Consider the following 25842-nt stretch of genomic DNA (forward strand, 5'->3'; position numbering starts at 1 on the left):
CGCTCCGCGCTTGACACGACCGACGGGGGATACATACTCTGTGTACGTTCACAGAAAACCCAGCGGCGAGTTTTGCTCCCGACTCTGTGCACGTTCACAGAACAGTCAGCACAGAGTCGTCACCACGGTGTCGTCACCACGAAGTGCACGCCACAGTCAGGGAGCACATGAACTCGCGAGCAGCCACTTCGAACGGTGCGGCCCCGGCCCACCCGTTCGTGCACGAGGGCATCGCCTACGGCTGTGACTACAACCCGGAGCAGTGGGGTCCCGAGATCTGGGCCGAGGACGTGCGCCTCATGCGCGAGGCCGGCGTCGACCTGGTGGCCATCAACATCTTCGGCTGGTCCCACCTCGAACCGCGTGCGGGCGAGTACGACTTCGCCACCCTCGACACGATCATCGAGCTGCTCCACGCCAACGGGATCCGGGTCAACCTCGGCACCGGCACCTCGTCGCCACCGCCGTGGCTGACCACACTTCACCCCGAGATCCTTCCGGTCGCCCACGACGGCACGACCCGTTTCCCCGGCGGTCGCCAGGCCTGGTGCCCGAGCTCGGCCGTGTTCCGTGAGCACGCGCTGGCCCTGGTCGAAAAGGTCGCCGAGCGGTACGGCCACCACCCGGCCATCGCCCTCTGGCACGTGTCCAACGAACTGGGCTGCCACAACGCGCTCTGTTACTGCGACGACACCGCCGCCGCGTTCCGTCTCTGGCTTCAGACGCGTTACGGCACCATCGATGCTCTCAACGCAGCCTGGGGTACCTCCTTCTGGAGCCAGCGATACGGCCAGTGGGCCGAGATCCTCACCCCGCGGCTCACGCTGTCCAGCCACAACCCCGGCCAGGTGCTCGACTTCCACCGGTTCAGCTCCGCCGAATTGCTCGACTACTATCGCCGCGAGTGCGCGGTGCTGCGCCGCCACTCGAACGTGGCCGTGACCACCAACTTCATGGTCACCGCGCACATCCGCAACCTTGACTACTGGTCCTGGGCCGGCGACATGGACATCGTCGCCAACGACCACTACCTCGACCACCGCCTCGCCGACCCGGCCACCGAGCTCGCCTTCGCCGCGGACCTCACCCGCGGGCTCGCCCAGGGTGAGCCCTGGCTCCTGATGGAACAGGCCGCCGGTGCTGTGAACTGGCAGCCGCACAACCTGGCCAAGGCGCCCGGCGAAATGACCCGCAACTCCCTCGCCCACGTCGCCCGCGGCGCGGACGGCATCTGCTTCTTCCAGTGGCGCGCCTCCCCGCAGGGGTCGGAGAAATTCCACTCCGCCCTGGTGCCCCACGCCGGTACCGACACCGTGCTCTGGCGCGAGGTCGTGGCCCTGGGCGCAACCCTGGATCGTCTTGCCGAGGTCACCGGCAGCCGGGTCGTCGCGGATGCGGCAATCATCTTCAGCTGGGAATCCTGGTGGGCCGGCGACGGTGAATCCCGTCCCTCCCACGCGGTGCGCTACCTCGACCAGGTGCACGCCGCCTACACGGCCTTGCACGAACTCGGTGTCACGGTCGACATCGTCTCCCCGGATGCCGACCTCTCGGGCTACCGCCTCGTCGTCGCCCCGTGCCTCTACCTGGTCTCGGACGCGCAGGCCGACAATCTCAACGCCTACGTCGCCGCCGGCGGCCACGCCCTGATCACCTTCTTCAGCGGCATCGTCGACGAAGACGACCGGGTGCGCACCGGCGGTTACCCCGGCGCGTTCCGCGAGATCCTCGGCATCACGGTGGAGGAGTTCTCTCCGCTGCTGCCCGGCCACGTTCTCGCTCTCGACACCGGCGCCGCCGCGAGCCTGTGGAGCGAACGCCTGCGCGTCGACACCGCCGAGGTCGTCGCCTGCTACATCGACGGGCCGCTGCCCGGCATCCCCGCCATCACCCGCAACCGGCACGGAGGCGGCACCGCCTGGTACGTGGCCACCGCGCTGGAGGCCGACGGCCTGCGGGACGTCTTGCGCACGATCTCCCAGGAGGCCCGGGTCACCGCGGTCGGCCCGGAGCGCACCGGAGCCATCGAGGTCGTGCGCCGCGTGGGCTCCACCCACAGCTATCTGTTCATCATCAACCACGGTTCGGGCGACGTCGAGCTTCCGGCCGCCGGCCACGAGCTCGTCACCGACGAACCCGTCGGTCGAATCGTGCGCGTGCCGGCCGGAGCCGTCCGCGTGATTAGAGAGGACCCCTCATCATGAGCGCACCTGCCGTTCCCCTGACGGATGCCCCGGGCAGCGCTGCCCGGAACAGGCCCCGCGCCGCCAAGCCAGCCAGGGCCCCCGGAGCGAAGCCCCGCGTGCAGCACACGGGCGCGATCCTCGCGTTCGTTCTCCCGTTCGGCACCCTGTTCGCCCTGTTCTACCTCGTCCCGATCGGCTACGCGATCTACCAGTCATTGCTCGTGATCGAGCGCGAGGGCACCTTCGGCCAGGCCACCGAGGTCTTCGGCGGACTGACCCAGTACATCCTGGTGTTCCAGAATGGGCCGTTCTGGGAGTCGATCACCCGGGTGCTCGCCTTCGGCGCCGTGCAGGTGCCGATCATGCTCGGTCTCGCGCTGCTGTTCGCCCTGTTGCTGGACTCGCCGCTCGTGCGCGGCAAGAAATTCTTCCGGCTGGCGTTCTTCGTCCCCTACGCGGTCCCCGGCGTCATCGCCGCGATCATGTGGGGCTACCTCTACTCACCCAATCTGTCGCCGTTTCGCGCCATCACCGAGAACATCAACTTCCTCTCGGCCGACCTCGTGCTCTGGGCCATCGCCAACGTCGTCACCTGGGTGTTCGTGGGCTACAACATGCTCATCATCTACTCCGCGCTGCTGGCGATCCCGACCGAACTCTACGAGGCCGCCCGCCTCGACGGCGCCGGCCAGCTGCGCATCGCCTGGTCGGTCAAGATTCCGCTGATCATGCCGGCGATCATCCTGACCGCCATTTTCTCGATCATCGGCACCCTGCAGCTGCTCGCCGAACCGCAGGTCTTCCGCAGCTTCAGCTCGGCCGTGACCAGCACGTTCACCCCGAACCTGACGGTGTACTCCACCTCGTCGATCCCGAACTTCAACCTGGCCGCCGCGTTCTCCGTTGTGCTGGCCCTGGCGACGTTCATCCTCTCCTTCACGTTCCTGAAGTTCACCCAGCGGAAGGAAGCCCAGTGAGCACCCTGACCCCCACCACCCCCGCCAAGCCGGCTCGCGGCATCCGTTCAACCGAGGCGAAGGCACCGCGCGCCCAGCGCGAGAGCCCGTTCGCCCGGGTCAGCGCCATGGTCGTCATGGGCGTGTTCACGCTCTACTTCCTGGTGCCGATCTGGTGGCTGCTGGTCGCGGCCTCGAAGAACCGATCCCAGTTCAACAGCACGAACCCGCTCTGGTTCGCCGACTTCTCCCTGTTCGAGAACATCGGAAACCTGGTGGCCTACCGCGACGGCGTGTACCTCAAGTGGATGCTCAACAGCGCGCTGTACGCCGGTGGCGGCGCCCTCGTGGGCACGCTCATCGCCGGAATGTGCGGGTACGCACTGGCCAAGTACAACTTCCCGGGACGCGAACTGATCTTCAACGTCGTGCTCGGCGGGGTGCTCGTGCCCGCCACGGCGCTGGCGCTGCCGCTGTTCCTGATCTTCAGCCAGATCAGCCTGACCAACACGTTCTGGTCGGTGTTCCTGCCCAGCCTGGTCAGCCCGTTCGGGGTCTACCTCTCCCGCATCTACGCGTCGGCCAGCGTTCCCGACGAACTGATCGAGGCCGCCCGCCTCGACGGCGCCGGCGAACTGCGCACCTTCTTCACGGTCTCGGTGCGGATGATGGTGCCGGCCCTGGTCACCGTCTTCCTCTTCCAGTTCGTCGCCATCTGGAACAACTTCTTCCTGCCGCTGATCATGCTGCGCGACGAGACCCTGTTCCCGGTCACGCTCGGCCTCTACGCCTGGAACTCGCAGGTCAACCAGATCCCCGTGCTGCGCGATTACGTTCTGATCGGCGCCCTGCTGTCGATCATCCCGCTGATCATCATCTTCCTGCTCCTCCAGCGCTTCTGGCGAAACGGCCTCAGCGCCGGTTCGGTGAAGTAGCCGACCTCACCCCCCCTAGCTGCACCACCCCCACCCCCAAGAGAAAAGAAGAATAATGCAGATCAAGAAGAGAGCAGCCGCCGTCGCCTTGCTCACCGCAGCAACGGTCGTTCTGACCGGCTGTGCGTCGGGCTCGAGCACGTCGTCCGGCGGTGGCGACGCCGCCGCCTGCGAACCCTCCGAGGGCAAGGTCGACCTCACGTTCACCACCTGGATCCCCGGGATGGAAGACGTCGCCGCAGTCTGGAATGAGGAGAACCCCGACGTTCAGGTGAAGGTGCAGACCGGCCCGAACGGGAACGGCGGCACGTACCAGAACTTCTTCAACCAGCTCAAGGCGGGCAACGCGCCCGACCTCGGCCAGATCGAATACGACGCCCTCCCGAACTTCCGCGTGCAGGACGGCCTGATGGACCTCGCCGCCTGTGAGGGTGTTCTCGACGCCAAGGACGACTTCGTGGACTGGACCTGGGGACAGGTCAACTTCGGTGAAGAAGACGCGGCCTACGCGGTGCCGCAGGACGCCGGGCCCATGGCGATGTTCTACCGTGCCGACCTCTTCGCCGCCAACAACATCGCGATCCCGACCACCTGGGAAGAATTCGCGGTTGCCGCCGAAGCCGTGCGCGCCACCGGCGGCTACATCACCAACTTCTCGCAGAGCGACATCAACCAGTTCGCCGGATTCGTCTGGCAGGCCGGGGGAAGCTGGTTCGAGAACGACGGCGAGAACTGGACCATCGACCTGACCAGCCCCGAGTCCGTCAAGGTCGCCGACTACTGGCAGGACCTGATCGACCGCGACCTCGTCTCGACCAACCCGCCGTGGACCGACGAGTGGAACAACGCCTACAACACCGGATCCAACTGGACCTGGAACTCCGCAGCCTGGGGTGCGAACTCCATCGCCAGCGGTGCTCCGGACACCGCCGGCAACTGGTCCGTCGCCCTCTCCCCGCAGTGGGCTGCCGGCGAGAACGCCGCCGGCAACTGGGGTGGCTCGTCCACCGCAGTCTTCAAGGGCTCCGAGCACCCTTACGAGGCGGCCCAGTTCGCGCTGTGGCTGAACACCTCTGACGAGGCGCTCACGATGCTGAACAAGTCGGCCAACCTGTACCCGGCCGCCAAGAGCGGCCTCGAACTGCCGGCCCTCAAGGAAGGCATCGAGTTCTACGGAGGCCAGGCCATCTACGACGTGTTCGCCGAGGCATCCGGTCATGTCTCGCCCGACTTCATCTGGGGCCCGACCATGACGCAGGTCTACAACGACACCTCCGACGGCTTCAAGGGTGCCGTCACCGGTAGCGGAACTCTGACGGATGCTCTCACGAGCGCTCAGCAGAGCACGATCGACGCTCTCGAGGCTCAGTCGATCCCGGTCACCAAGTAGCATCAGCTCCACTGTGTCGATTCCCTACCTCCGTGCCGCGGGCACCAGCCTTGTGCTGGATGCCCGCGGCACGGGCGTGCCCGTCATCGTGCACTGGGGCGCCGACCTGGGTGACCTGAACGGTGAACTGCTGGAAACGCTGGCCGACGCATCCGTGCCGGCCATCTCGCCGAGTTCGATCGACGTGCCCCTACGGCTCTCGTTACTGCCCACCCTCGCGGCCGGCTGGAGCGGGCGTCCGGGCGTGAGCGGGTTCCGGCCCGGTGGGCGCGGCGGCGTGGCCCTCGACCTGCGCCTCACCGAGGTTCAGTCGGGCGGTGTGCGTCCGGGCGTGCCGTCTGCCTCCGGCCGCACGCTGCCCGGCACACAAGTCCTGACGATCTTTCTGACGGATACCGCGGCCCGGGTGGCCGTGCGCACCGACCTCGAACTCTCGGTCGAAGGTGTGCTGCGACTGCGCCACACCCTCACCAACACCGGTGACGACCCTGCCTCCGCACCCTTCGAGCTCGGCTCGCTCGACGTCATCCTGCCGGTGCCCGACCGCGCCGGGGAACTGCTCGACTTCACCGGGCTGTGGACCCACGAGCGTCGGCCGCAGCGCAGTACGCTCGGCCACGGCGTGTGGAGCCGGGAGTCCCGTCACGGCCGCCCCGGCCACGACGACTCCTATCTGATGGCGGCCGGAACGCCCGGGTTCGGCTTCCGCACCGGCGAGGTATGGGCCACCCACTTGGCCTGGAGCGGCGACAAACACGTCTGGGCCGAGAACAGCGCGCTGGGCTACTCGGCGCTCGGCAGCGGCGAGCTGCTGGCTCCCGGCGAGCTGAGAGTGGCTCCCGGTGCGAGCCACACCACCCCGTGGACGGTGGCCGTGTACTCGGCTGCCGGGCTGGACGGGCTCTCGGCTCGGCTGCATCCGTGGGTCCGTTCCTGGTCGACCATCACCGGGCACCGCCCGGTCGTGCTGAACACCTGGGAGGCCGTGTACTTTGACCACGACCTGCCGACCCTGGCCCGCCTGGCCGACGCGGCGGCCGTGGTCGGGGTGGAGCGCTTCGTGCTCGACGACGGCTGGTTCACCGGCCGCTCGGACGACCGGCGGGCCCTCGGAGACTGGTTCGTCGACCCGGTCACCTGGCCCGGCGGATTGCACCCGCTGATCGAGCATGTGCACGCGGCCGGCATGGACTTCGGTCTCTGGGTCGAACCCGAAATGGTCAGCGCCGACTCGGACGTCGCCCGCGCGCACCCGGAGTGGGTGCTCGGCGGGGTGGACGCGGCTGGTGTCGGTGGTTCTGGGGCCGGTACTGGTTCGGCATCCGTCGGTGTTTCGTCGCCGGCGCTGACCTGGCGGTTCCAGCGCGTGCTCGACCTCGGCAACCCGGATGCCTTCGGCTGGGTGTTCGCCCGCCTTACCGCCTTGCTCAACGAGTACCCCATCGCCTACCTGAAGTGGGACCACAATCGCGACCTGCTGGCCGGCTCCTCCCACCGGCAGACGGTGGCGCTGTACCGGCTCATCGATGCCGTGCGTGCCGAGCACCCGGGCGTCGAGATCGAGTCCTGCGCGTCGGGGGGAGCCCGGGTCGATCTCGGAATTCTCGAGCGCGTCGATCGGGTCTGGACCAGCGACACCAACGACCCGCTCGAGCGGCAGCAGATCCAGCGGTACTCGAGCGTGCTCCTACCACCGGAGTACCTCGGCGGGCATCTCGGCGCGGCCACCGCGCACACCACCGGGCGCACCTCCGAGCTCAGTTTCCGGCTGGCGACCGCCCTGTTCGGCAGCGCCGGCATCGAGTGGGATCTGACCCGCGCGAACGAGGCCGAGCGGGTGCAGATCGCCACTTGGATCGCCCGCTACAAGCAGCTGCGGCCGCTGCTGCACTCCGGTGTCGTCGTTCGGGCCGACCCCAGCGACCCGGCCCTCGAGCTGCACGGCGTCGTCTCGCTCGACCAGAACTCGGCCCTGTTCGCCCAGGTGGCGCTCGCCGCCCCGCGCGCGGCGCTGCCGGAGCGGATGCGGTTCCCCGGTCTCGCGCCCGAGCGGCGCTACCGGGTGGCACCGCTTTCGCTCGGCGCGCCCCCGCGCACGATCCAGGATGCCCCGCCGGCCTGGCTGGTGGAGCCGGGCTCGTCCGGTGCCGCCGGTGCTTTTGGTACCGATGGTTCAGTGACGCTGACCGGGGCTGTGCTCGCTCTCGTCGGGCTGCCCGCGCCGCTGCTCGCCCCGGAGCAGGCCGCGCTCTTCACGGTCGACGCGGTCGACTGCAACCGCTGAATAGTCACTGACCAGGCATCCGTCACCCGGGCCGTCAGCGCACCGAGACGCGGCGACTCTCGGCGCACATGGTGGGCGGTGCAGGTCGTGGCAGGTTTCACCCGGTTGCGGTCGGGTGGCGGCACAGAAACACCAGCCCCGGGCAGTACCCTCATCGAAGCACTCGCCTCGGGGAGACCGGCTCCTCGGGTCACCCTCGTACCGAAGGAACTGGCATGAAAATCGAGAACATCGAACTGCGGCGCGTGCACATTCCCCTCGTGCGGCCCTTCCGCACCTCGTTCGGCACGTCGACCGGACGGGCGGTCACGATCGTGCGGGTGACCACCGCGGATGCCGAGGGCTGGGCCGAGTGCGCCGCCGATACGAGTCCGCTCTACAGCTCGGAGTTCCTCGACGGCAGCGACCTCGTCATTCGCGACCACCTGATCCCGCGGCTGCAGGGGCTCGGCGACCGGCTCACCGCCGAGCGCGTCGCCGGGGCACTGGAGCCGGTGAAGGGGCACACGATGTCCAAGGCCGTGCTGGAAACGGCCATCCTCGACGCGCAACTGAAGGAGACCGGCGTCTCGTTCGGCGGCTACCTCGGCGCCGTGCACGACGCGGTTCCGGCGGGGGTGTCGGTGGGCATCATGGACTCGATCGACGAGCTGCTCGAGGCCGTGGCCGGCTACCTGGAGGAGGGCTACCTCCGCGTCAAGCTCAAGATCGAGCCCGGCTGGGACCTCGAACCGGTGCGCGCCGTGCGCGAACGCTTCGGCGACGAGATGCTGCTGCAGGTCGACGCGAACACCGCCTACACCCTCGCGGATGCCCGCCACCTCGCCCGGCTCGACCCCTTCGACCTGCTCCTGATGGAGCAGCCGCTGAAGGAGGACGACCTGCTCGGCCACGCCCACCTGGCGCAACGGATCAGAACCCCGATCTGCCTCGACGAGTCAATCGAGTCGGCCCGAGATGCGGCGACGGCCATCACCCTCGGTGCCTGCAGCATCATCAACGTCAAGCCGGCGCGGGTGGGCGGCTACCTGGAGGCCCGTCGCATCCACGATGTGGCGGCCGCGCACGGCGTGCCGGTCTGGTGCGGCGGGATGCTCGAAACCGGCATCGGCCGGGCGGCGAATGTGGCCCTGGCCGGGCTGCCGAACTTCGTGCTGCCGGGCGACACCTCGGCCTCCAGTCGATACTACGAACAGGACCTGACCGCGCCGTTCGTGCTCGAGAACGGGCACCTGCGCGTTCCCACGGGACCGGGCATCGGCGTGGAGGTGCTGCCCGATGTGCTGGCCGGTGTCACGGCATCCGTCACCGACATCAGGTTCCAGACCTGACGGCCGACGGATGTCCCGCAGCGCCACCCGCAGCGCAACGCGCCTGAGCGAGCCGCTAGCCTAAGGGAGAAAACCTGCACCGCACCGAACTCCTGGAGGACACCATTGCTGTTGACCGCCGACCTGTACGACCAGCGCGGGGAAGACCTGCAATCCGTTTCGCTCCAGTTCCTGAACCTGGGTGGTCTCGCCCGGTTCAGCGGCCCGATTCGCACCGTGACCTGCTTCGAGGACAACGCCCTGCTCAAGGCGGTGCTGTCGACGCCCGCGGCCGGCGAGGTGCTCGTGATCGACGGCGGCGGCTCGCTGAACACGGCGCTGATGGGCGACATGATCGCCGACCTCGCGGTGCAGAACGGCTGGGCCGGCGTGGTGATCAACGGCGCGATCCGCGACCGGGTGGCCATCGGAGCGATGCCGCTGGGCGTGAAGGCCCTCGGCAGCAACCCGCGCAAGAGCTCGAAGGCCGGCGCTGGAGTCACGGATGCCGTCGCCCGGTTCGCCGGCGTGACGTTCACCCCCGGCCGCACGATTTACTGCGACGAGGACGGGATCCTCGTCGAGCGGTGACGCCCAGCGGACGCGACCCAGCACGCGCCCCGGCAAGACGCGCGGCGCCACCCGAGGAACCTCACTCAGGTGGAGCCGCTGGTGCGGGGGCCGACGTCACTGTTGATTCGTTCGACATACGCCGTTTCGGACCTACTCCGCAACGGTACTTCGTCATTGGTCGCCTTGTCACCATCTGCGAGCTAACGATTCGTACCGATCCGGCGGCGCAGCTCAGCGCAGCGTCGGGCGGTCGGAGCTCACGACCTGGCTGCGCTCGGTGAGCTCGACGACCCGCTGGGTTCCGTCGTCGAGGGTGACCTCCACCTCGAAGGCGTGGTCGAGCGCTCGGCTGCGGCGGAAGTCCGTCACGGTGCCACTGCCGACCTCGGCCAGGGCCGCCTGTCCGGCAGTCGTGCGGTCGACGCTTGCGAGCTCCGCAGCGGTCAGCACCCGGGGCTCGGCCACGGATGCCGCGTCGCCCCTCCAGCCGGGCGCACTCACCCACACGACCGTGAAGGTCTCATCGAGCTGAACCGCGACCTCGACGCCGTTCGGAAGCCGGGTGTCGACCGTGTAGGACTCGGAGGACGCGGAAAGCGCGGGAGACAGGGCGGGGCCGCGCTGAGCATCCGTCACCGTGGCAGGCCCGACCTCGGTCAGGGCCGCGCGACTCGCACGCGCCAGCTCGGTGTCGGTCAGGGTGGTCTCGTCGTCGCCGAGACCCGTGGCGGCCGCGATTCCGGCAGCGCCGGCACCCACGGCGACCGTGGCGGCCACCGCAGCCGCGATCCAGGTTGACTGTCGGATTCCGGGCACCCTGATTGCATTCACACCCCCAGTCTGGGGGACTCCGGGCGGCCTGGAGGCCACCGTGCCCTCCACCGCGCCCTCCACCGCGCCCTCCACCGGGTCAATTTGCCTTAGTCGCTAAACTAAATGCATTCGACGAAAGGCGTGACTCATGTCCGGCTCCTCTCCCACTCCGGCTCGCGAAAACTCCAAAGGCATCTGATGGGCCGCATCCTCGTCACCGGTGCCTCCGGAACCGTCGGCCGGGCCGTGGCCGCGGCGCTCGCGTCCACCGGCGAGAGCGTCATCTCCGCGGTGCGGAACCCGGCCGGCTCCGAATTCGCCCTGAACCCACCGGCCGGCACGCCCCGTGCCTTCGATTTCTCCGACCCGACCGGCTGGGCCGGCGCCTTCGCCGGAGTCGACCGGCTGTTTCTGCTGCGCCCGCCCGCGATCGCGAACGTGGCGGACACCCTGATCCCGGTGATCGACACGGCGCTGGCGCACGGCATCCGCCAGATCGTCTTTCTCTCCCTGCAGGGTGTTCAGTTCAACCCGGCCACTCCTCACCACGCCGTGGAGAAGCACCTGCGGCGTCGGCGCGCCCCGTACACGTTTCTACGGCCGAACTTCTTCATGCAGAATTTGTCGACCGTGTACCGTGCTGGCATCCGGGAGCGCGGCGAGATCTATCTTCCGGCGGCCAGGGCGCGCACCGCGTTCGTCGACGCCCGTGACATCGGGCGCGTCGCCGCGCGGGTGTTCACCGAGCCGGGGCACCTCGGCAGGGCCTACACGCTGTCGGGCGAGCAGTCGCTGGATTACTACCAGGTGGCGGACATCCTCTCGGCGGTGCTCGGGCGGCGCATCGTTTATGCGCGGCCGAGCGTCGATGACTACCTCGCCCGGTTGGCCGTGCAGGGCGCAGAGGCCGACTTCATCGCCGTGCAGAAGATGATCTACCGGGTGGTGCGCCTGGGGGTTTCCGCGTGTCCGAACCGGGTGATCCGGCGGCTCTCGGGCGATCCGGCAACCACCTTCCGGCAGTTCGCCACGGACCACCGCGACGTCTGGTCGTAGGCCGCACCGGTACCCGCATCGGCACCGGGACCGCGGGCGAACCCGGTGCGCCAGTCGCCACGCCGTCGACACCCCCCTTCGGGGACTGCGTGCTCCCCGTCCCCGGTCGCTAGATTCGAGTCAGCAAAGGGGATTGCGATGACGCTGGACAGTGCCACGTTGCAGGAGAGCCTCGCGGCGCTGTCAATCACAGAGCAGCTGCTGCGGGTTCAGGGGAGCGTGCCCCGACGGTCGCGGTTCGCGGGGTTCTTCGGCCTGTCCCCGCACGGCGCTGACAGCATGTCCTGGTATCGCGGGGCCAAAGGAGAGATTGTGATGGGCTCCATCCTGGCGACGCTGCCACCCGAGTGGACGGTGTTGCGCGCCGTGCCCGTCGGCTCCTCGACCGCCGAGATCGACCACCTCGTGATCGGACCCGGCGGAATCTTCACGATCACCACGAAGCACCACCCGAGCAATGACATCCGTGTCGCTCGGGACACGCTGCGGGTCGACGGCGAGTCCGTACCGTACCTGCACAACGCCGCATCCGAGGCCGAGCGCGTCACGAGCCTGGTGCGAGAACGGATGCCCCTGGTCGCGCCCGTGCAGCCGGTGATCGTGTTCGTAGAGCCTCGGCTGCTCACCATCGAGCAGAAGCCCGAGCAGGTCAAAGTGCTCGACGCGGACGAACTGCGCCGGTGGCTGGTCAGGCTCCACCCCGTGCTGTCGGCCGGTGAGGTGCAGGAGGTGGCGGACCTTCTCGACAGCCCGCACGTGTGGCACGTGCTGCCCGACACCACTCCCGATGATGTGCGTGAGCGGTTCACGGCGCTCGATACGCGGGTGCGATCCGCGGGCATCCGACGGATGCTGTGGGTCCTGTTCGCCGCGGCGGGCACCATCGCGGCCGGTTACGTCGTGTTCCGGCTCATCGAAGCCGCGCTCGCGACGGCCTGAGCCGGAACGACGCTCCCGAAGCGGGGGCCTACTCGGGCAGGCGGCGGCGGAACTCGTCCGTCAGCGCGTCGAGCGCGGTGCAGATGGCCACCAGAGACTCCTCCACCCCGCGGGGTGCCGCGGCGTCCTCTTTGATCGTGTTGATGTGGGTTTCGAGCAGCCCGAGCTGGGTTTGCACGACCCTCATGTTATTTACCATCCGACCATCGTAGGTGGCCGGTTCAGGCCCGCCCCCAGAGGGAGTGCCACCCGTTGGGGTGAGCCGTTACAATCGACGGTGGGGGACCAGAAAAGATGACGTTGGAAAGTACCAGAATGCGCCAGCGCTTCGCGGCCCAGTTCATGATCGAAAAGCTGCTGCGCGAGCAGAGCGGCATTCCTCCACGAACCCTGTGGGCCAGGTTTCTGGGGCGTTCTCCGCTCGGCGTGAACTGTGAGGGCTGGTACCTGGGCGCCCAGGGCGAGATCGTGGTCGGCGAAAAGTTGGCGACGCTGTCGCCGGAGTGGGCGGTCTTCCACGCGCTGCCGATCGGCGGACACGGCTGGGACATCGACCACGTGCTGGTGGGCCCCGGCGGCGTCATCACCATCAATACCAAACAGCATCGCCGCCAGCGCGTGCTCGTGGAGGAACGCAGCGTTCTGGTGGACAGCCGGCCGGTGCCCTACCTGCGTCACGCGAAATTCGAGGCGGAACGGGTCACGACGCTGCTGGAAGACCGCCGCCCGCTCCCGACCCCCGTGATCCCCCTGGTCGTCCTCGTCGGTGCGCGCAGCATCGACGTGCGGTCATCGCCGAAGCCGGTGACTGTTCTCGATGCCGCCGAGCTCGTTCCGTGGCTGACGTCCCTGCCGATCGTGCTGGGCCCGGCGGATCGCCTGCGCGTCATCGAACTGCTCGACGACCCCGACATGTGGATCGATGTTCCGCTGGGTTCGGGCGAGGGCCTGATCGAAGGCTTCTCTCGGCTCGACTCCGCGGTGCGCGCCGCAGCTCTGCAGCGCACGGTGCTGTTGCCGCTCGAGCTGGCGGTGGCAGCGGTGGCCGCCTTCATCGTGCTGAACTCGGCGACGACGATGGTCGTGGGGATACTCGCGTCCCCGTGAGACCGGGGGACAACAGGTGATATCGGGCTCCCTACACCCTGAACCTTAACGCTCGGGGTCATTCTCACAGGCGACAGGCGTACCCTCTAGGCACAGCCTCTCACGAAGGTTGGAAGGGGAGTCAGTGGTGTATACCCGCGTGCAGTCCAGCGTCGCGGTGCAACAACTCGCCAACGGTCTGCACGATGCGGGCCGTGATCGTCCCTGGGTTGTGGTGTCGTCGCCGTTCGGCACCACCCTGCCCGAAATCGGAATCGACCAACTCGCCGGCCAGATCGGCGACGTCGCGCGCGTCTTCCTGATCGAGACGGGCGAGCTCACCCGCCAGCTCGGCGACCTGCTCCCGGCCCAGTTCCAGGTCTACGGCAGCGCCGGCCGTTCCTACCCCGTCGGCGACGCGTTTGCCGACCTGGCCCGTTCCCGGCTTCGTTTCACGCACGGCGACCCGCAGCACGCCACCGATCAGCTGGTGACGGATGCCCTCGCCCACGCGCATCAGGCTGGCCTCTTCGCGCTCGCCCCGGCATCCGTCATCACCGTGGACGGCACCGTCAAGGGGTTCATGCTGGGCGGTTCCCGGGCACTGATCGAACTCGACGGCGGTGGCATGGCCACCGTCTGGCAGGAGCTGACCTACCCGCCGGTGCCCCTCGACTGGACGTTGCAGACCGGTCAGCGCATCCAGGGCGCGCTCGACGCACCCACCCATCGTCTCAATGTCGAGATCAAGCCGCCCTCCGTGGCCACGATCGCACAGCGCTACCCGCACGGCAGCATCACGCTCGCTCTGGTGCAGAAGGTCACTGCGCAGCGAGCGGTTCTGGCCCTGCACCCGCACCTGGCGCTCACGATCACCCGGGCCGATATCTCGGCCAACCCGCTCGACAAGGTCGATGCCCTGCTCTCCGAGGGTGACGTCGTCGCGGCCCGGGTCATCCACCTGCCGAGCGGTGCCCTGCACCTGTGCCTGAGCGACGTCGACGACGACGAAACCGTTCTGCCGTCGCTGTGTGCCGTGCGGAACGGACCTCCCTGGCTGCAGGAGAATCGTCCGCTGCTGCCTCAGGTCGAGGAAGACGCCGCCGCCGTGGTCGAACTCGACAGCCAGCCCGCGCTCGTGGGTGCCTCCGCATCGGCCCGCCGCGCCGCGGGGGTCGCCCGTATCGGCATTTCCGGTGGTTCCGGTCTCTCCGCTGGTTCCGGTCTCTCCGGTGCTGCCGGGGTCTTCGATGCTGCCGGCGTCTCCGGGGTCACGGTCCTGATCACGGCAGGCCCGACATCGGACCGCCTTCACCCGCGCCCGTCGCCGGGTCCGGGCCGCGTGCACGCCCTGCGTCCGGCCACGACGGGGGCCATCCCGTTCCGGGTCACGCCCACGCCCGTTCCCGCGCCACACTCCGCGCTGCAATCGACCCAGCTGTCCCTCGCCGAGGCCAAGTCCCGCATCGTGCGGCTCGAGAATCAGCTTTCCGAGGCCGGCGCCACCGATTCCGACCTCGCCAAACTGCGCGAGCAGGCCCGCTCCGCACAGTTGCAACTGCGCGATGCCCTCGTCGAACTCGCCACCCTGCGCCACACGGTCGCGGAACTGCGCGACGACCAGCGGGCCCAACGACGGATGCTGCGCGAATCCCGCCGCACCGTCCCCGCCCACTCCACGGTCAGCGAATACGAGTCGCGGCGAGCCGCCTGGGAGGAACCCTCCGGCTGGGTGCGGCATGAGATCCTCCTCGCCTGGGTCGACCGGGTTCCGGAGTCGGACCGCGAGGAATGGAAGCTGCCGCACAGTTACGTGCTGGGGGAGCGGTTCACCGAATCTCTCGCCGGGCTCGACGACGGGCAGCTGGCCAAGGCGTTCAAGGCATCCGTCGACGTGCTCACCGGCCGGGTGAAGACCCTCAAGGGGCGGCACCTGCACGCGCTGCGCCAGGGCGCAGGGCCGGCCGACCCGCACCTGCTGCGCTGGGACGGCGCCCGCTGCATGCGCGTCTCGATCGAGCAGAACACCCCCGCCGCGCGTCGAATGCACTTCTGGCAGCTCCCGGATGGCGGCATCGAGCTGGGCCGCATCGTCACCCACGACGACATGGAAGCCTAGGCCTCGACCGGGACGGACTGCATCCAGCCCCTCGTCCGGACGGATTCCTACCCGCTGGTGCACGGGGTTCACTGCGTCACCGGCACTCCGCCGACAGTGTTGGATGACGTCATTGAGGCCGACGCGGGTCAACCCGCAGCAGGGGTCAACCCGCGGCGTGAGTCAACCGCAGCGTGAGACAACCGCAGCGCGGTTCGACCGCAGCGGGGAGCCCCGAGCCGGCCTAACCCAGCGCCGCCAGCGCCGACCCGTATTTCGCCGCGAGCCTCTTCTGCGCGCTCGCGTCCAACTGTTCCACCCGCCAGGGCTCCAGGTTGTCGGCGATGTCGGCGCGCTTCACGGCGAGAGCGATCGGGTTTGCGCGAATGCCGGCGTAGTAGTCGGCGTCGCTGACGACATCCGTTCTGGTGAGCACCGTGACGGCCTCGACCACACCACCCGGGATGCCCGCTTTGAGCAGGTCGTGGCGGGTGATGTTCGAGTCTTCGAGCACATCGTGCAGCCAAGCGGTGGCCTGCTCGAGGGGATCGTTGAGGCGCTCGGAAACGCGACGGGGATGGTTGATGTAGGCGGCGCCGAGCTTGTCGACCTGGCCCAGATGTGCGGTTGTGGCGATTGTTTTCGCAGCGGCGACGTAGGCATCGGCTGTGGTGACTGTCATGGAGACCCCCCTCTTGGCATTACGAACAGAGCAGTGTGAGCGGCTCCGCCCACGCCTGCAACGTTAGCCCGGGCCTCCGCCCGGTGCTAGGACATCGGCGCCGGGAAAGCGCGCCTCGGCATCCGTCACCCCGAGTCTGTGCCGGACGCACCCCTCGATTTGGGGGGCTCTTGAGCGGCGAAAAGTTTAGCCTCGCCGGTTGCGCGCCGAACCTGACTGATAAGTTTTTCTCAGGTGACCGACTGGTCGCTGGAGAGACGGTCACTTTCACGTCAATCGCAAGGGCACACCCGTCGTGAGGCGGGGTCGCAAAGGCACGGAACCCTCGGGTCAGCCGGCCTACCGAATGAAAAGGAACCGCCCCAGATGAACCTCACCTCCCTCGAGGCCGACACCAGATGCGGCCGCTCAGCCGCGTCTCTGTCGTCTCGTGGCGCGGTGGACACACCTCCGTTTTGTCGTCCCCTTGGGTAGGCGCACGACTGAAACGGTGGAAGCCGGGCGAGATTAGGGATCTCGTCCTGATCTGGCAGTGCGATCGGGAATCGATTCGGGTTCGGTTCCCGATCGCATGCTTGTTTCACACCTTGGCACGGCCCGCGCTGAGAAGCCCGGCCCGCCGATCCGAGAACGACCGGCTCACCCGGGAACACCACCCGTGATGACTGCACCGACGCAGGCATTGAACCGCACATCCGCAGAATCAAGGACCGGCAACAGAACCCGCCGCCGAGGACCTCCGTACACGCCGGGCCCCTCCCGGTCAACCGGGCCGCTTCGCCGTTCCGATCGCCGAGGCTGGAAGGTTGTGGCTGCTGCGCCGCCGATCCGGTGGGTCACCGCGCCCAGGCTCGTGCTCGAATTGTTCGACCTGCGCTGCTGCTGCGCGGGTGGTGCGCTGGTGCCGCGCTGGTGCTGCGCGGGTGCTGCGCCGCTGCGCCCGTGGCGCGCCTCCAGCGCAGCGGCGTAAGCCCCGCGCGGGGTTCCGACGCCGCCCGTGAGCCGCCCATCGGCATCCGTCGTGAGCGGAGCCGGTGCGTTCGTGGCCAACTCAGGAGATGCGGGCGGATGCTGCCCGGCAGCCCCGGAAACGCGGCAAAGTTTCGGCCGCGTTGGCGGTTTCTCCTGAGTTAGCCACACCCGCGCGGGCGGTTGTGGCCTGGTCTCCGAGAACCGGGCGACGACGGATGCCGCCGAACCGGTTCCCGAAGACGGCCGACCGGTGGTTACAGGGCCGGCTTCGTCACAGAGTTGCTCTGCAACGTGACGGCGGTCTGGGCCAGCAACCGGCCGGTGATCGACGCGCCGGTCTTCATCGCGATCATGGTCTTGCTCAGGATCGTGCCCTCGAAGTGCGCGGTGGTGCCGACCGAGACTGCACCGGCGGTCTGCCAGTACACGTTCTTGGCCTGCACTCCGCCGAGCAGGGTCACGTTTTTGGCTGAGGCCTGGTCGATGTTGCCGGCGATCTGGAACACGAAGACGTCGTCCGGGCCGCCGGTGAGGCGCACGTCACTGGAGATGGTCACGTCGGTGTTCCACTTGTAGAGGCCGGGCTTGAGAGTGAGACCGCCGATTTCGCCGGCACCCAGGTCGATGAAGTCGGGGTTCGTGCGCCCAGCCGCGTCGGAATAGGCGATTTCCATGTCACCGACGGATGTGCTCAGGAAGCTCGGGTCCGTCACCGCGCACGGCGGACCGGCGGCGTCGACAGTGAAAATGGTGCCGGTCATGACCTCAGGGCAGGTCAGAAGCACCGCGGCGCCGGTGATCGGGCTGGCCCCGACGTTGCCGTTGACTGCGGACGCGTAGACGTTCGTCACGCCGGTCTTCGACAGGATCGCGAAGGAGTCCGCCGTGCCGAGCTCGACGGGACTTTGGGGGAGTGAGCCGGCGACGGCCGCTCCGCCCAGTCCGGCGCTGCCGACGCCGACCACGGCGACGACGACAAGCAGTGCCAGAACTCGCTTCCGGGCCGTGGATGCGCGGGCTAGGGACGTGCGGACGGATGATTCGTGGAAGTGGAACATGGTGGTCCTTCCTTTCGCCAGTCCCGCACGATGCGGGTCTGGGGCAGGGCCACTGTGGGAGTGGTCCCCGACGCTACACGTCGGGTTTCTTCGCGCCGGCAGGGCCTGTCAGGGCCGACTTCACCCCGAATAGAGCCCCCGGTCTCACGGCAAACAGGCGTCCTCCACGCACACCATCGCACGCCCCACGGGACCGCTTCCAACGAATCGAATCTGTCTGAACCCCAGATTAGGGGTAGTTTTCACGCCCTCCGCCAAGAGGGGTGTCGGCCCCCCGAATTTCACCCAATCGTTGCCTACACGCCATCACCTCCGGCTTCGGTGCGCTCCTCGAAGGTGAAGCCGCGCTTCTCCTTTTTGCGCACATCCGTCACGTAGCGACCGAGGTTCGCGCTCATCGCGGCGACCTCGCCCGAAGCGGCAGCGAAGGTCATTGAGCTGGCGGCGTCGAAGCCGAGTGCGGCCCCGGTGAGAACGGCGTCCTGGTTGGCGCCGAGGAAGACGAAGTCCCAGCTGTACGATTCGGTCTGCCGGTTGATCAGCGCGCGCACGGCATCCGCGGAGTATTCGCTGCTCGAGTTCTCGCCGCCATCGGTCACAACCACGACCTGGACGGTGCCGGGACGCGCGTGCTCGGGCAGCGCCCGCAGCGTCTCGCCGAACTCCGTGACGGCGATGCCGATCGCATCGTGCAGCGCCGTCATGCCGCGCGGGTCGAGTTCGACGGTGATATCGCTTGGGTCGGCGAGGGTGTGGGTGTGCTCGATTTCATCGTCGAAGGTCACGATATCCACGGTGAGCAGGCCCGGCTCGGCGGCCTGTGCGGCGAGCATCGCGGTCAGGCCGCCGACCATGTCGTCACGGATGCCGGACATCGAGCCGCTCCGGTCGATCACGAGAAGCAGAGCGGTGTAGTTGGGATCAGTCATCTGTACCTCCTGGTTGAGGCTCCCTCGTGGGGGAGTACTTCAGAGTCTCAGGAGCCACTGACAGTGCCGGCAGTGGTGCGGCAGTGGCGTGGCAGTGGTGCGTCGGCGGCGGCGGCGGTGGTGGTGCAGTGCGGCTCTGGCCATCCGTTGCCGACTTCGACACCTTCGGTCGAGTACGACAGGTCTGCGGGCCGAACTCGACCGGAACTGTCGTTCTCCGCGAGCCCGCAGGCCTGCGGAGCCTGACAAGCACGGCTGCCCGACGTCGAACCAATTCGACGGAGATGCCGGCGAAAACCGGCTTTCCGGTGTGTGGAGGATGGATTTTGCCAAAATCTCCGTCGAATTCGTTCGGGGCGCGGTTCAACGAGCCGGAGACACTTTCGGGGGGAGTAGGTTGCCACCACGTGGCACAATCCGCGTGACACGCGGCCACGCGGCCACGCGGCCGTAGGGCCACAGATCACCGGGTCGCAGAACTCACAGAGGGGTGGAAGAACAATGCTCGAGAGCAGTGTGGTGTGGTTCAACGAGATCGGACTGGGTGACATTCCGCAGGTCGGCGGCAAGAACGCGTCGCTGGGCGAAATGGTGCGCGCCCTCAGCGACGATGGCGTGAAGGTGCCCGAGGGGTTCGCGACGACCGCGAACGCCTATCGCGCGTTCATCGCGGCGAACGGGATCGAGCCGGCACTGCGGCGCCAGCTCGACCTGTTCCACGACGGCCGCGCCTCGCTGCGCGTCACGGGCGAGGCCCTGCGCGAGCTGTTCCTGGGGGGTGAGTTTCCCGCGAACATCGCCGACGGCATCCGTGCCTCGTATCGGGAACTGTCGGAGAAGGCTGGGCACCCGAACCTGCCCGTGGCCGTGCGCAGCAGCGCCACCGCCGAAGACCTGCCCGACGCCAGCTTCGCCGGCCAGCAGGAGACGTTCCTCAACGTGACGGGTGAGCGCGATCTGCTCGACGCCTGCCGCCGCTGCTACGCCTCACTCTTCACCGACCGAGCGATCAGTTACCGCGAGGTCAAGAAATTCGACCACCTCGAGGTGGCGCTCTCGATCGGCGTGCAACGGATGATCCGAGCCGACGTCGGCGGCTCCGGGGTGATGTTCTCCATCGACACCGACACCGGTTTCCCGGGCGTGGCCGTGATCAGCGCCGCCTGGGGGCTCGGCGAAACGGTGGTGCAGGGCACGGTCAATCCCGACAAATACCTGGTGTTCAAGGCGCTGCTCGACCAGCCCGGTGCCACGCCCATCATTGAGAAAACTCTCGGCGAGAAGGCCCGCAAGATGGTCTACGCCAAGGGCGGCAGCGCCCGCACCCGCACTATCGACACCCCCGATCGCGAGCGACAGGCGTTCGTGCTGACCGACGCGGAGATCGTGAAGTTGGGCCGCTGGGCCGTGATCGTGGAGAACCATTACGGCCGGCCGATGGACATGGAATGGGCCAAAGACGGCCTGACCCGCGAACTGTTCCTGGTGCAGGCGCGCCCGGAGACCGTGCACTCGCAGGCGAGCGGCACCCGGTTCACGGTGAGCACCCGGACCGAGACGGGGCCGCTGCTGGTGACCGGGGTCGCGATCGGCGACAGTATCGCGAGCGGCGTGGCCTGCGTGATCAAGGACCCGGCCGACATCGAGAAGTTCGTCGACGGCGCCATCCTGGTCACCGAGATGACCGATCCGGACTGGGTGCCGATCATGACCCGCGCGGCCGGCATCGTCACCGACCACGGCGGTCCCACCAGCCACGCCGCGATCGTCAGCCGCGAACTGGGCGTGCCGGCCGTCGTTGGCACCGGGATCGCCACCGACACGCTCACGGATGGCCAGATGATCACGATCTCCTGCGCCGAGGGCGACGAGGGCTACGTTTTCGAGGGCAAGCTGGCTTTTGAAACCGAGGAGATCGACCTTGGCACCGTGCCGAAGACCCGCACCAAGGTCATGGTCAATATCGCGAGTCCGGCCGCCGCCTTCGAGTGGTGGCGGTTGCCGGCCGACGGCGTGGGGCTGGCCCGGATGGAATTCATCATCAACAACCTGATCCAGATCCACCCGATGGCGCTCGTGCACCCGGAGCGGGTCACCGACCGGGCCGCCATCCGTCAGATCGAGGAGCTCACCCGGGGATATATGGACCCGAAGGAATACTTCGTGCAGGCGCTCGCGCTCGGTATCGCGAAGCTGACCGCGCCGTATCATCCTGACCCCGTGATCGTGCGGATGAGCGACTTCAAGACCAACGAATATGCGCACCTGATCGGCGGGTCGGTCTTCGAGCACTCGGAGGAGAACCCGATGCTCGGCTTCCGTGGCGCCTCCCGTTACTATGACGAGCGCTACCGGGAGGGCTTCGCCCTCGAGTGCCGGGCGATCAAGCAGGTGCGGGAGAAGATCGGCTTCGACAACGTGATCGTGATGGTACCGTTCTGCCGCACCGTGACCGAGGCGGACCGTGTGCTCGCGGTGATGGCGGAGAACGGGCTGGTGCGCGGCGAGTCCGGGCTACAGATCTACATGATGTGTGAGATTCCGGCCAACGTGATCCTGGCGGAGCGTTTCGCCACCCGGTTCGACGGCTTCTCGATCGGCTCCAACGACCTCACCCAGCTGGTGCTGGGCGTCGACCGCGACGCCGAGGACCTCGCCGCCCTCTTCGACGAACGCGATGACGCCGTGAAGCAGATGATCCGCGAGGCCATACACAAGGCCCACGCCGCCGGGATCAAGATCGGCATTTGCGGGCAGGCGCCGAGCAACTACCCCGACTTCGCGGCCTTTCTGGTGGAGGAGGGCATCGACTCCATCTCGCTCAACCCGGACAGCTTCCTCAAAACGGTGGGCCGAATCGCGCAGGCGGAGCGGGACCACGACACGGCGTAGGAGGGACGCGCTGTACACGAAACACGGCGTCGGAGGGATGCGCCGGACACGGGACACGCCGTCGGAGGGTCGCGGTGGTGGAGGGCGCGTTGTCGCGGGCGAGAGGCGGCAGCAGCAGACGGATGCCGGTGTGCGGCATCCGTCTGCGTGTGACGTGTTCGGTGTGGTTAGCGCTCGGCCTCGTCGAAGTCGTCGAGCACGGCCTGCTCGTATGCGGCCTCGGCGGCTTCCGCCTTCTGACGGGCGTCGGCGACGCGCACGCTGATCTCGTGCTCGGATGTGCGCAGTCGTTCGGCCGCCCGCGGGCTGGCCGTGTCGAGCAGGTCCTCGAGGGTGTCGGGGTCGAGGTGCACGGCAGCCAGCGCGTCGACTTCGGACCGGGCGACGGCGGCCTTGCTCCGCAGGATGCGCAGCCTCGATTCCTGCGCGAACTTCCGCGAGAGGCGGTCGGCGGCCTCCGCGGGGGTCCGTTCGACGGGAACCATGCTCTGCTCGGACCCGTTCTGGTTGGTGTTGTACCGCTCGGCACCGTCGCCGCTTTCCGTGTTGCTCATCGTGTCTCCCTTTTCCCGCTGGCAGCCTAGCGCGGCAGGTGTCTGCGGCAAATGGGAGCGTCGGCGGGGCCTGCGCCGCCCGCGCCCAGCGGCTAGCGCCCGCCCGGGGCGGCGCCGGACCAGGCATTCCGCAGCAGCAGAGTCAGGTCGTCGGGGGTGACCGCGCGCGGGTTCGACGCGGGGACGGCCGGCAGGATCAGTGCCACGGCCCGGGCGATGTCCGACTCCTGAAACCCGAAGTCCCGCAGCGCAGTCGGTGCGTGCAGGCTGTCCCGCAGGGCGAGTAACCCTTCGACGGCGGTGCAGGAGCCCAGGGCGGCGGCTATCTGCGCCTCGGCCTCGGTGGCGGCGGGCGCGTTGAGGGCGACCACATGCGGCAGCACGATCGCGTGCGTCTGCGCGTGCGGCAGCCCGAAGGTCCCGCCCAGCACGTGACAGATCGTGTGATGCAGACCCGAACCGGCGCTGGAGAACGCGCTCGCCGACAGGTACGCGCCATAGAGGGCATCCTTCCGGCCGGCCGGAGCTCCGTGGATGCCGCCGCCCCCCAGAACCGGATCGCTCCCCGATGTGTCCGATCCGGCCGCTTCCGCGGTGCGCGGGCCGGCCCCGGGGGCCACGGCGATTCGCGGCAGTGCGTGGGCCAGCATCCGGATTCCCTCAGCGGCGAGCAGCGCGCTGACCGGGTTCGCGCCCGGGGCCCAGAGGGCGTCGACGCCGTGGGCAAGGGCGTTCAGCGCGCTGGACACGCTCAGCTCGCGGGGGAGGGACAGCGTGAGGTCGGCGTCGTAGATCACGGTGCCGGGCAGGACCCTCAGATCGAACCCGGTGGTCTTCACCCCGTTTTCGACCAGCCCCCAGACCGCCGTGGCCTCCGAACCGGAATAGGTGGTGGGCACCGCCACGATCGGCAGTCCGCCGGTCCGCTCGCTGCGCAACGCGAGAATCTTGGCCAACCCGATCGCCGACCCGCCGCCGAGGGCAACGACCACGTCGATGCGAGCCGCCTGGGCCGCCCGATGGGCGCGCTCGGCCGACTCCGCCGGAACGTGCTGCACGATCTCATCGAACACCAGCACCGAACGGATACCGGCGAGCACCGCCGCGGACCGCTCCAGTTCCCGCCGGGTCGCGATCACCATCACGCGCGGGGCGCCGGGGGTGCCGCTGGCACCCGCGATGCCCGCCGGAGCGATCACGCTCCCCGTGCTGGTGCCGGTGCCGCCGGCCTGCACCGTGGCCGGCTGCTCGCCGAGCACCTTGCCGAGCACCTCGGCGAGCAGCTCGCCGGCCCGCCCGGTGCCGAAGAGCACGCGCTGTCGCTGCGTTCGATACTCGAAATCGAGTCCCGGCCCGACGGGCTGCTCCCTCACGGCACGCCTACGCGCGGGTCTGCAGGGGGCGGGCCAGCCAGGCTCGGGCGGCGGCGACATCCGTGGCGGCGATGCCGTGACCGCCGTCGCGCAGCTCGCGGTCGACCTGGGCGCCGCGCCCGATGAGGGTGGCGGCGGCCCGGTCGGCGCTCGCGAGCGGGGCCATCAAGTCGGAGCGTCCGTTGAGCATCAGCACCGTCGTGTCGGCGAGGTCCGTGGCGAGCGGGCGATCGTCGAGCGGGAACATGCCGGAGAACGCGACGACCCGGTCGAGAACGTCGGGGTGCAGCAGGGCCGTGGCCAGGGCGATGTTGGCCCCGTTGGAGAAGCCCACGGCGATAATGCGGCGCCCGCCGAGGTCGTAGTGCTGCCGGGCCCGGGCAATGAAACCGGCCAATTCTCCGGCCCGCAGCACCACGTCCTCGACATCGAACACGCCCTCGGAGAGGCGGCGGAACCAGCGCAGCATGCCGCCCTCGGTGACGCGCCCGCGCGGGGCGAGCACGGTCGCGCCGGGATCGAGCGTGTCGGCAAGGGCGAGGATCTCCTGCTCATCGCCGCCGGTGCCGTGCAACATCAACAGCACGGGGGCGGAGTCATCCGCCGGGTCTGAGCCGGGCGGGCCGGAGTCGCCGGATGCCGTCGACGAACCCGCCCGGAAAACGTGCACCCAGTCGAGATCGGTCTGTGGGGAGTCGCGTTGTTCGGTCATCGAGGGTCCTGCTTCCCCGCGACGAGGGCCGGGTTGTTCTCGCTCGGCAGGGTGATCGGAACGACGGCGCGCTCGATCTGGTCCCGGCTGGGCTCGAGCCACGGTGGCAGCTTGAGCGAGCGGCCCAGTTCCAGCAGTGGCTCGTCGATGTCGAAGCCGGGGGTGTCCGTCGCGATCTCGAACAGGACGCCGCCGGGCTCGCGGAAATAGATCGACGTGAAGTACTGCCGGTCGAGGATCGCCGTCACGCCGTAGCCGCGCGCGACGAGTTCCTGGCGCCACTGCTCCTGCGTGGTCTTGTCCGGCACCCGGAACGCGATGTGGTGCACGCTGCCGCCGGCAGTCAGGCCGACCTGTCCGTTCGGGTCGGCGAGGATGTCCACGATGTTGCCGGGGGCTCCGTCGCCGGCACCCACCCGGATGCGGTCGGTTGTCTCCTCGATCACGTGCATGCCGAGGTCGCGGGTGAGCACCTCGACGGTGCCGGTCGGGTCGGCGACGGTGAGCACCGAGGAATGCTGGCCGCGCACCGCGTACTCGGCGGGCACGGATGCCGAGTCCCAGGGATTGCGCGGATCAATCGTCGACGAGGCCACGAGATCCAGCTGCAGACCGTCGGGGTCACGCAGGGAGAGGCGTTCCTCGTCGGCGGAGCGGCGCACGAATTCGGATTCGACGCCGAGTTGCGTGAAGTGGCCGGCCCACCAGCCGAGGCTGCCGGCCGGCACCGAGAACGCGGTGGACGTGGACTGGCCCGAGCCGGGGCGCCCGCTGGAAATGCCCGTCCAGGGGAAGAAGGTGAGCAGCGAACCCGGGCGGCCCGCGTCATCCCCGTAATAGAGGTGGTAGGTGCCGGGGTCGTCGAAGTTGACCGTTTTCTTCACGAGCCGCAGGCCGAGGCCGGTCACGTAGAAGTCGATGTTGCGCTGCGGTGCACCGGCAATCGCGGTGACGTGGTGCAGTCCGGAGGTGTGCGGAGTCACGGGGTCCCTTTCTGGCGGGAAGCTGGTCGGTGTGCTGTTGGCGTCGGGTCTGGCATGCGCG

The 25842-nt window shown here is 68.4% G+C and carries 21 protein-coding genes and 1 riboswitch; of the genes, 12 read left to right on the forward strand and 9 right to left on the reverse strand.

What is annotated here, in order from left to right; translation table 11 throughout:
* The first annotated feature begins 167 nt into the window (after positions 1-167).
* The 7 genes from E3O18_RS07995 (at position 168) to rraA (ending at position 9652) form a co-directional block, all read left to right on the forward strand.
* Positions 168-2204 (forward strand): beta-galactosidase, encoded by a 2037-nt coding sequence (locus E3O18_RS07995; RefSeq protein ID WP_134393720.1) that lies wholly within the window; start codon positions 168-170, stop codon positions 2202-2204.
* Entirely contained in the window at positions 2201-3163 is a 963-nt protein-coding gene (locus E3O18_RS08000) for a sugar ABC transporter permease (RefSeq protein ID WP_134393721.1), read from the forward strand. The genes E3O18_RS07995 and E3O18_RS08000 overlap by 4 nt, the downstream gene beginning before the upstream one ends.
* Positions 3164-3270: 107 nt before the next feature.
* Complete coding sequence (locus E3O18_RS08005; protein WP_134393764.1) at positions 3271-4077, forward strand: carbohydrate ABC transporter permease; 807 nt, start codon at positions 3271-3273, stop codon at positions 4075-4077.
* Between the two features lie 55 nt (positions 4078-4132).
* Positions 4133-5467, forward strand: a complete 1335-nt coding sequence (locus E3O18_RS08010) for an extracellular solute-binding protein (protein WP_134393722.1) — start codon at positions 4133-4135, stop codon at positions 5465-5467.
* 13 nt (positions 5468-5480) lie between these two features.
* Entirely contained in the window at positions 5481-7751 is a 2271-nt protein-coding gene (locus E3O18_RS08015) for an alpha-galactosidase (RefSeq protein WP_134417846.1), read from the forward strand.
* 215 nt (positions 7752-7966) lie between these two features.
* Positions 7967-9082 carry an o-succinylbenzoate synthase gene (menC, locus tag E3O18_RS08020; protein WP_134398279.1) on the forward strand — a complete coding sequence of 372 codons (1116 nt, stop codon included), beginning with the start codon at positions 7967-7969 and terminating at the stop codon, positions 9080-9082.
* A 105-nt stretch (positions 9083-9187) separates the two neighbouring features.
* The gene (gene rraA / locus E3O18_RS08025; protein WP_134417847.1) at positions 9188-9652 is read left to right on the forward strand and encodes a ribonuclease E activity regulator RraA; all 465 of its coding nucleotides are present in this window, start codon (positions 9188-9190) and stop codon (positions 9650-9652) included.
* 213 nt (positions 9653-9865) lie between these two features.
* On the opposite strand, the gene E3O18_RS08030 is transcribed toward rraA, so the two are convergent.
* Positions 9866-10465 (reverse strand): hypothetical protein, encoded by a 600-nt coding sequence (locus E3O18_RS08030; protein ID WP_134393726.1) that lies wholly within the window; start codon positions 10463-10465, stop codon positions 9866-9868.
* Positions 10466-10645: 180 nt separating this feature from the next.
* Here E3O18_RS08030 and E3O18_RS08035 point away from each other — a divergent pair, with 180 nt between their 5' ends.
* Both E3O18_RS08035 and E3O18_RS08040 read left to right on the forward strand, forming a co-directional pair.
* Positions 10646-11503, forward strand: coding sequence for an SDR family oxidoreductase (locus E3O18_RS08035; protein ID WP_166784644.1), 858 nt, complete (start codon positions 10646-10648; stop codon positions 11501-11503).
* Between the two features lie 138 nt (positions 11504-11641).
* On the forward strand, positions 11642-12442 hold the full coding sequence (locus tag E3O18_RS08040; RefSeq protein ID WP_134393728.1) for a nuclease-related domain-containing protein: 801 nt from the start codon (positions 11642-11644) through the stop codon (positions 12440-12442).
* 28 nt (positions 12443-12470) lie between these two features.
* Here the strand turns inward: E3O18_RS08040 and E3O18_RS16085 are convergent, their stop codons facing one another.
* Entirely contained in the window at positions 12471-12641 is a 171-nt protein-coding gene (locus tag E3O18_RS16085) for a hypothetical protein (protein ID WP_166784645.1), read from the reverse strand.
* Positions 12642-12757: 116 nt separating this feature from the next.
* On the opposite strand from E3O18_RS16085, the gene E3O18_RS08045 reads away from it, so the two are divergent.
* Both E3O18_RS08045 and E3O18_RS08050 read left to right on the forward strand, forming a co-directional pair.
* The gene (locus E3O18_RS08045) at positions 12758-13549 is read left to right on the forward strand and encodes a nuclease-related domain-containing protein (protein WP_166784646.1); all 792 of its coding nucleotides are present in this window, start codon (positions 12758-12760) and stop codon (positions 13547-13549) included.
* A gap of 124 nt (positions 13550-13673) precedes the next feature.
* A complete protein-coding gene (locus E3O18_RS08050; RefSeq protein ID WP_134417848.1) occupies positions 13674-15647 on the forward strand; it encodes a hypothetical protein in 1974 nt (657 codons plus the stop codon).
* Between the two features lie 223 nt (positions 15648-15870).
* Here E3O18_RS08050 and E3O18_RS08055 read toward each other — a convergent pair whose 3' ends face one another.
* From E3O18_RS08055 to E3O18_RS08065, 3 genes are all read right to left on the reverse strand, one after another.
* Positions 15871-16308 (reverse strand): phosphohydrolase, encoded by a 438-nt coding sequence (locus E3O18_RS08055; protein WP_134393731.1) that lies wholly within the window; start codon positions 16306-16308, stop codon positions 15871-15873.
* 273 nt (positions 16309-16581) lie between these two features.
* A riboswitch (cyclic di-GMP riboswitch) is annotated at positions 16582-16655 on the forward strand.
* A gap of 879 nt (positions 16656-17534) precedes the next feature.
* A complete protein-coding gene (locus E3O18_RS08060) occupies positions 17535-18338 on the reverse strand; it encodes an ice-binding family protein (RefSeq protein WP_134393732.1) in 804 nt (267 codons plus the stop codon).
* A 296-nt stretch (positions 18339-18634) separates the two neighbouring features.
* Entirely contained in the window at positions 18635-19267 is a 633-nt protein-coding gene (locus tag E3O18_RS08065; protein ID WP_134393733.1) for a vWA domain-containing protein, read from the reverse strand.
* A 501-nt stretch (positions 19268-19768) separates the two neighbouring features.
* Here E3O18_RS08065 and ppsA point away from each other — a divergent pair.
* Entirely contained in the window at positions 19769-22159 is a 2391-nt protein-coding gene (gene ppsA / locus E3O18_RS08070) for a phosphoenolpyruvate synthase (RefSeq protein ID WP_134393734.1), read from the forward strand.
* A 167-nt stretch (positions 22160-22326) separates the two neighbouring features.
* Here ppsA and E3O18_RS08075 read toward each other — a convergent pair whose 3' ends face one another.
* From E3O18_RS08075 to E3O18_RS08090, 4 genes are all read right to left on the reverse strand, one after another.
* Positions 22327-22713: a hypothetical protein gene (locus tag E3O18_RS08075; protein WP_134393735.1), complete on the reverse strand. Its 387-nt coding sequence runs from the start codon at positions 22711-22713 to the stop codon at positions 22327-22329.
* 92 nt (positions 22714-22805) lie between these two features.
* Positions 22806-24086 carry a maleylacetate reductase gene (locus E3O18_RS08080; protein ID WP_241978148.1) on the reverse strand — a complete coding sequence of 427 codons (1281 nt, stop codon included), beginning with the start codon at positions 24084-24086 and terminating at the stop codon, positions 22806-22808.
* A 7-nt stretch (positions 24087-24093) separates the two neighbouring features.
* Positions 24094-24798: an alpha/beta hydrolase gene (locus E3O18_RS08085; protein ID WP_134417850.1), complete on the reverse strand. Its 705-nt coding sequence runs from the start codon at positions 24796-24798 to the stop codon at positions 24094-24096.
* A complete protein-coding gene (locus E3O18_RS08090; RefSeq protein ID WP_134393737.1) occupies positions 24795-25781 on the reverse strand; it encodes a ring-cleaving dioxygenase in 987 nt (328 codons plus the stop codon). Before E3O18_RS08090 ends, E3O18_RS08085 begins: the two co-directional genes overlap by 4 nt.
* Positions 25782-25842: the final 61 nt, after the last annotated feature.

The organism is Cryobacterium sp. TMT2-42-4 (genome assembly GCF_004402645.1).
Taxonomy (GTDB): Bacteria; Actinomycetota; Actinomycetes; order Actinomycetales; family Microbacteriaceae; genus Cryobacterium; species Cryobacterium sandaracinum.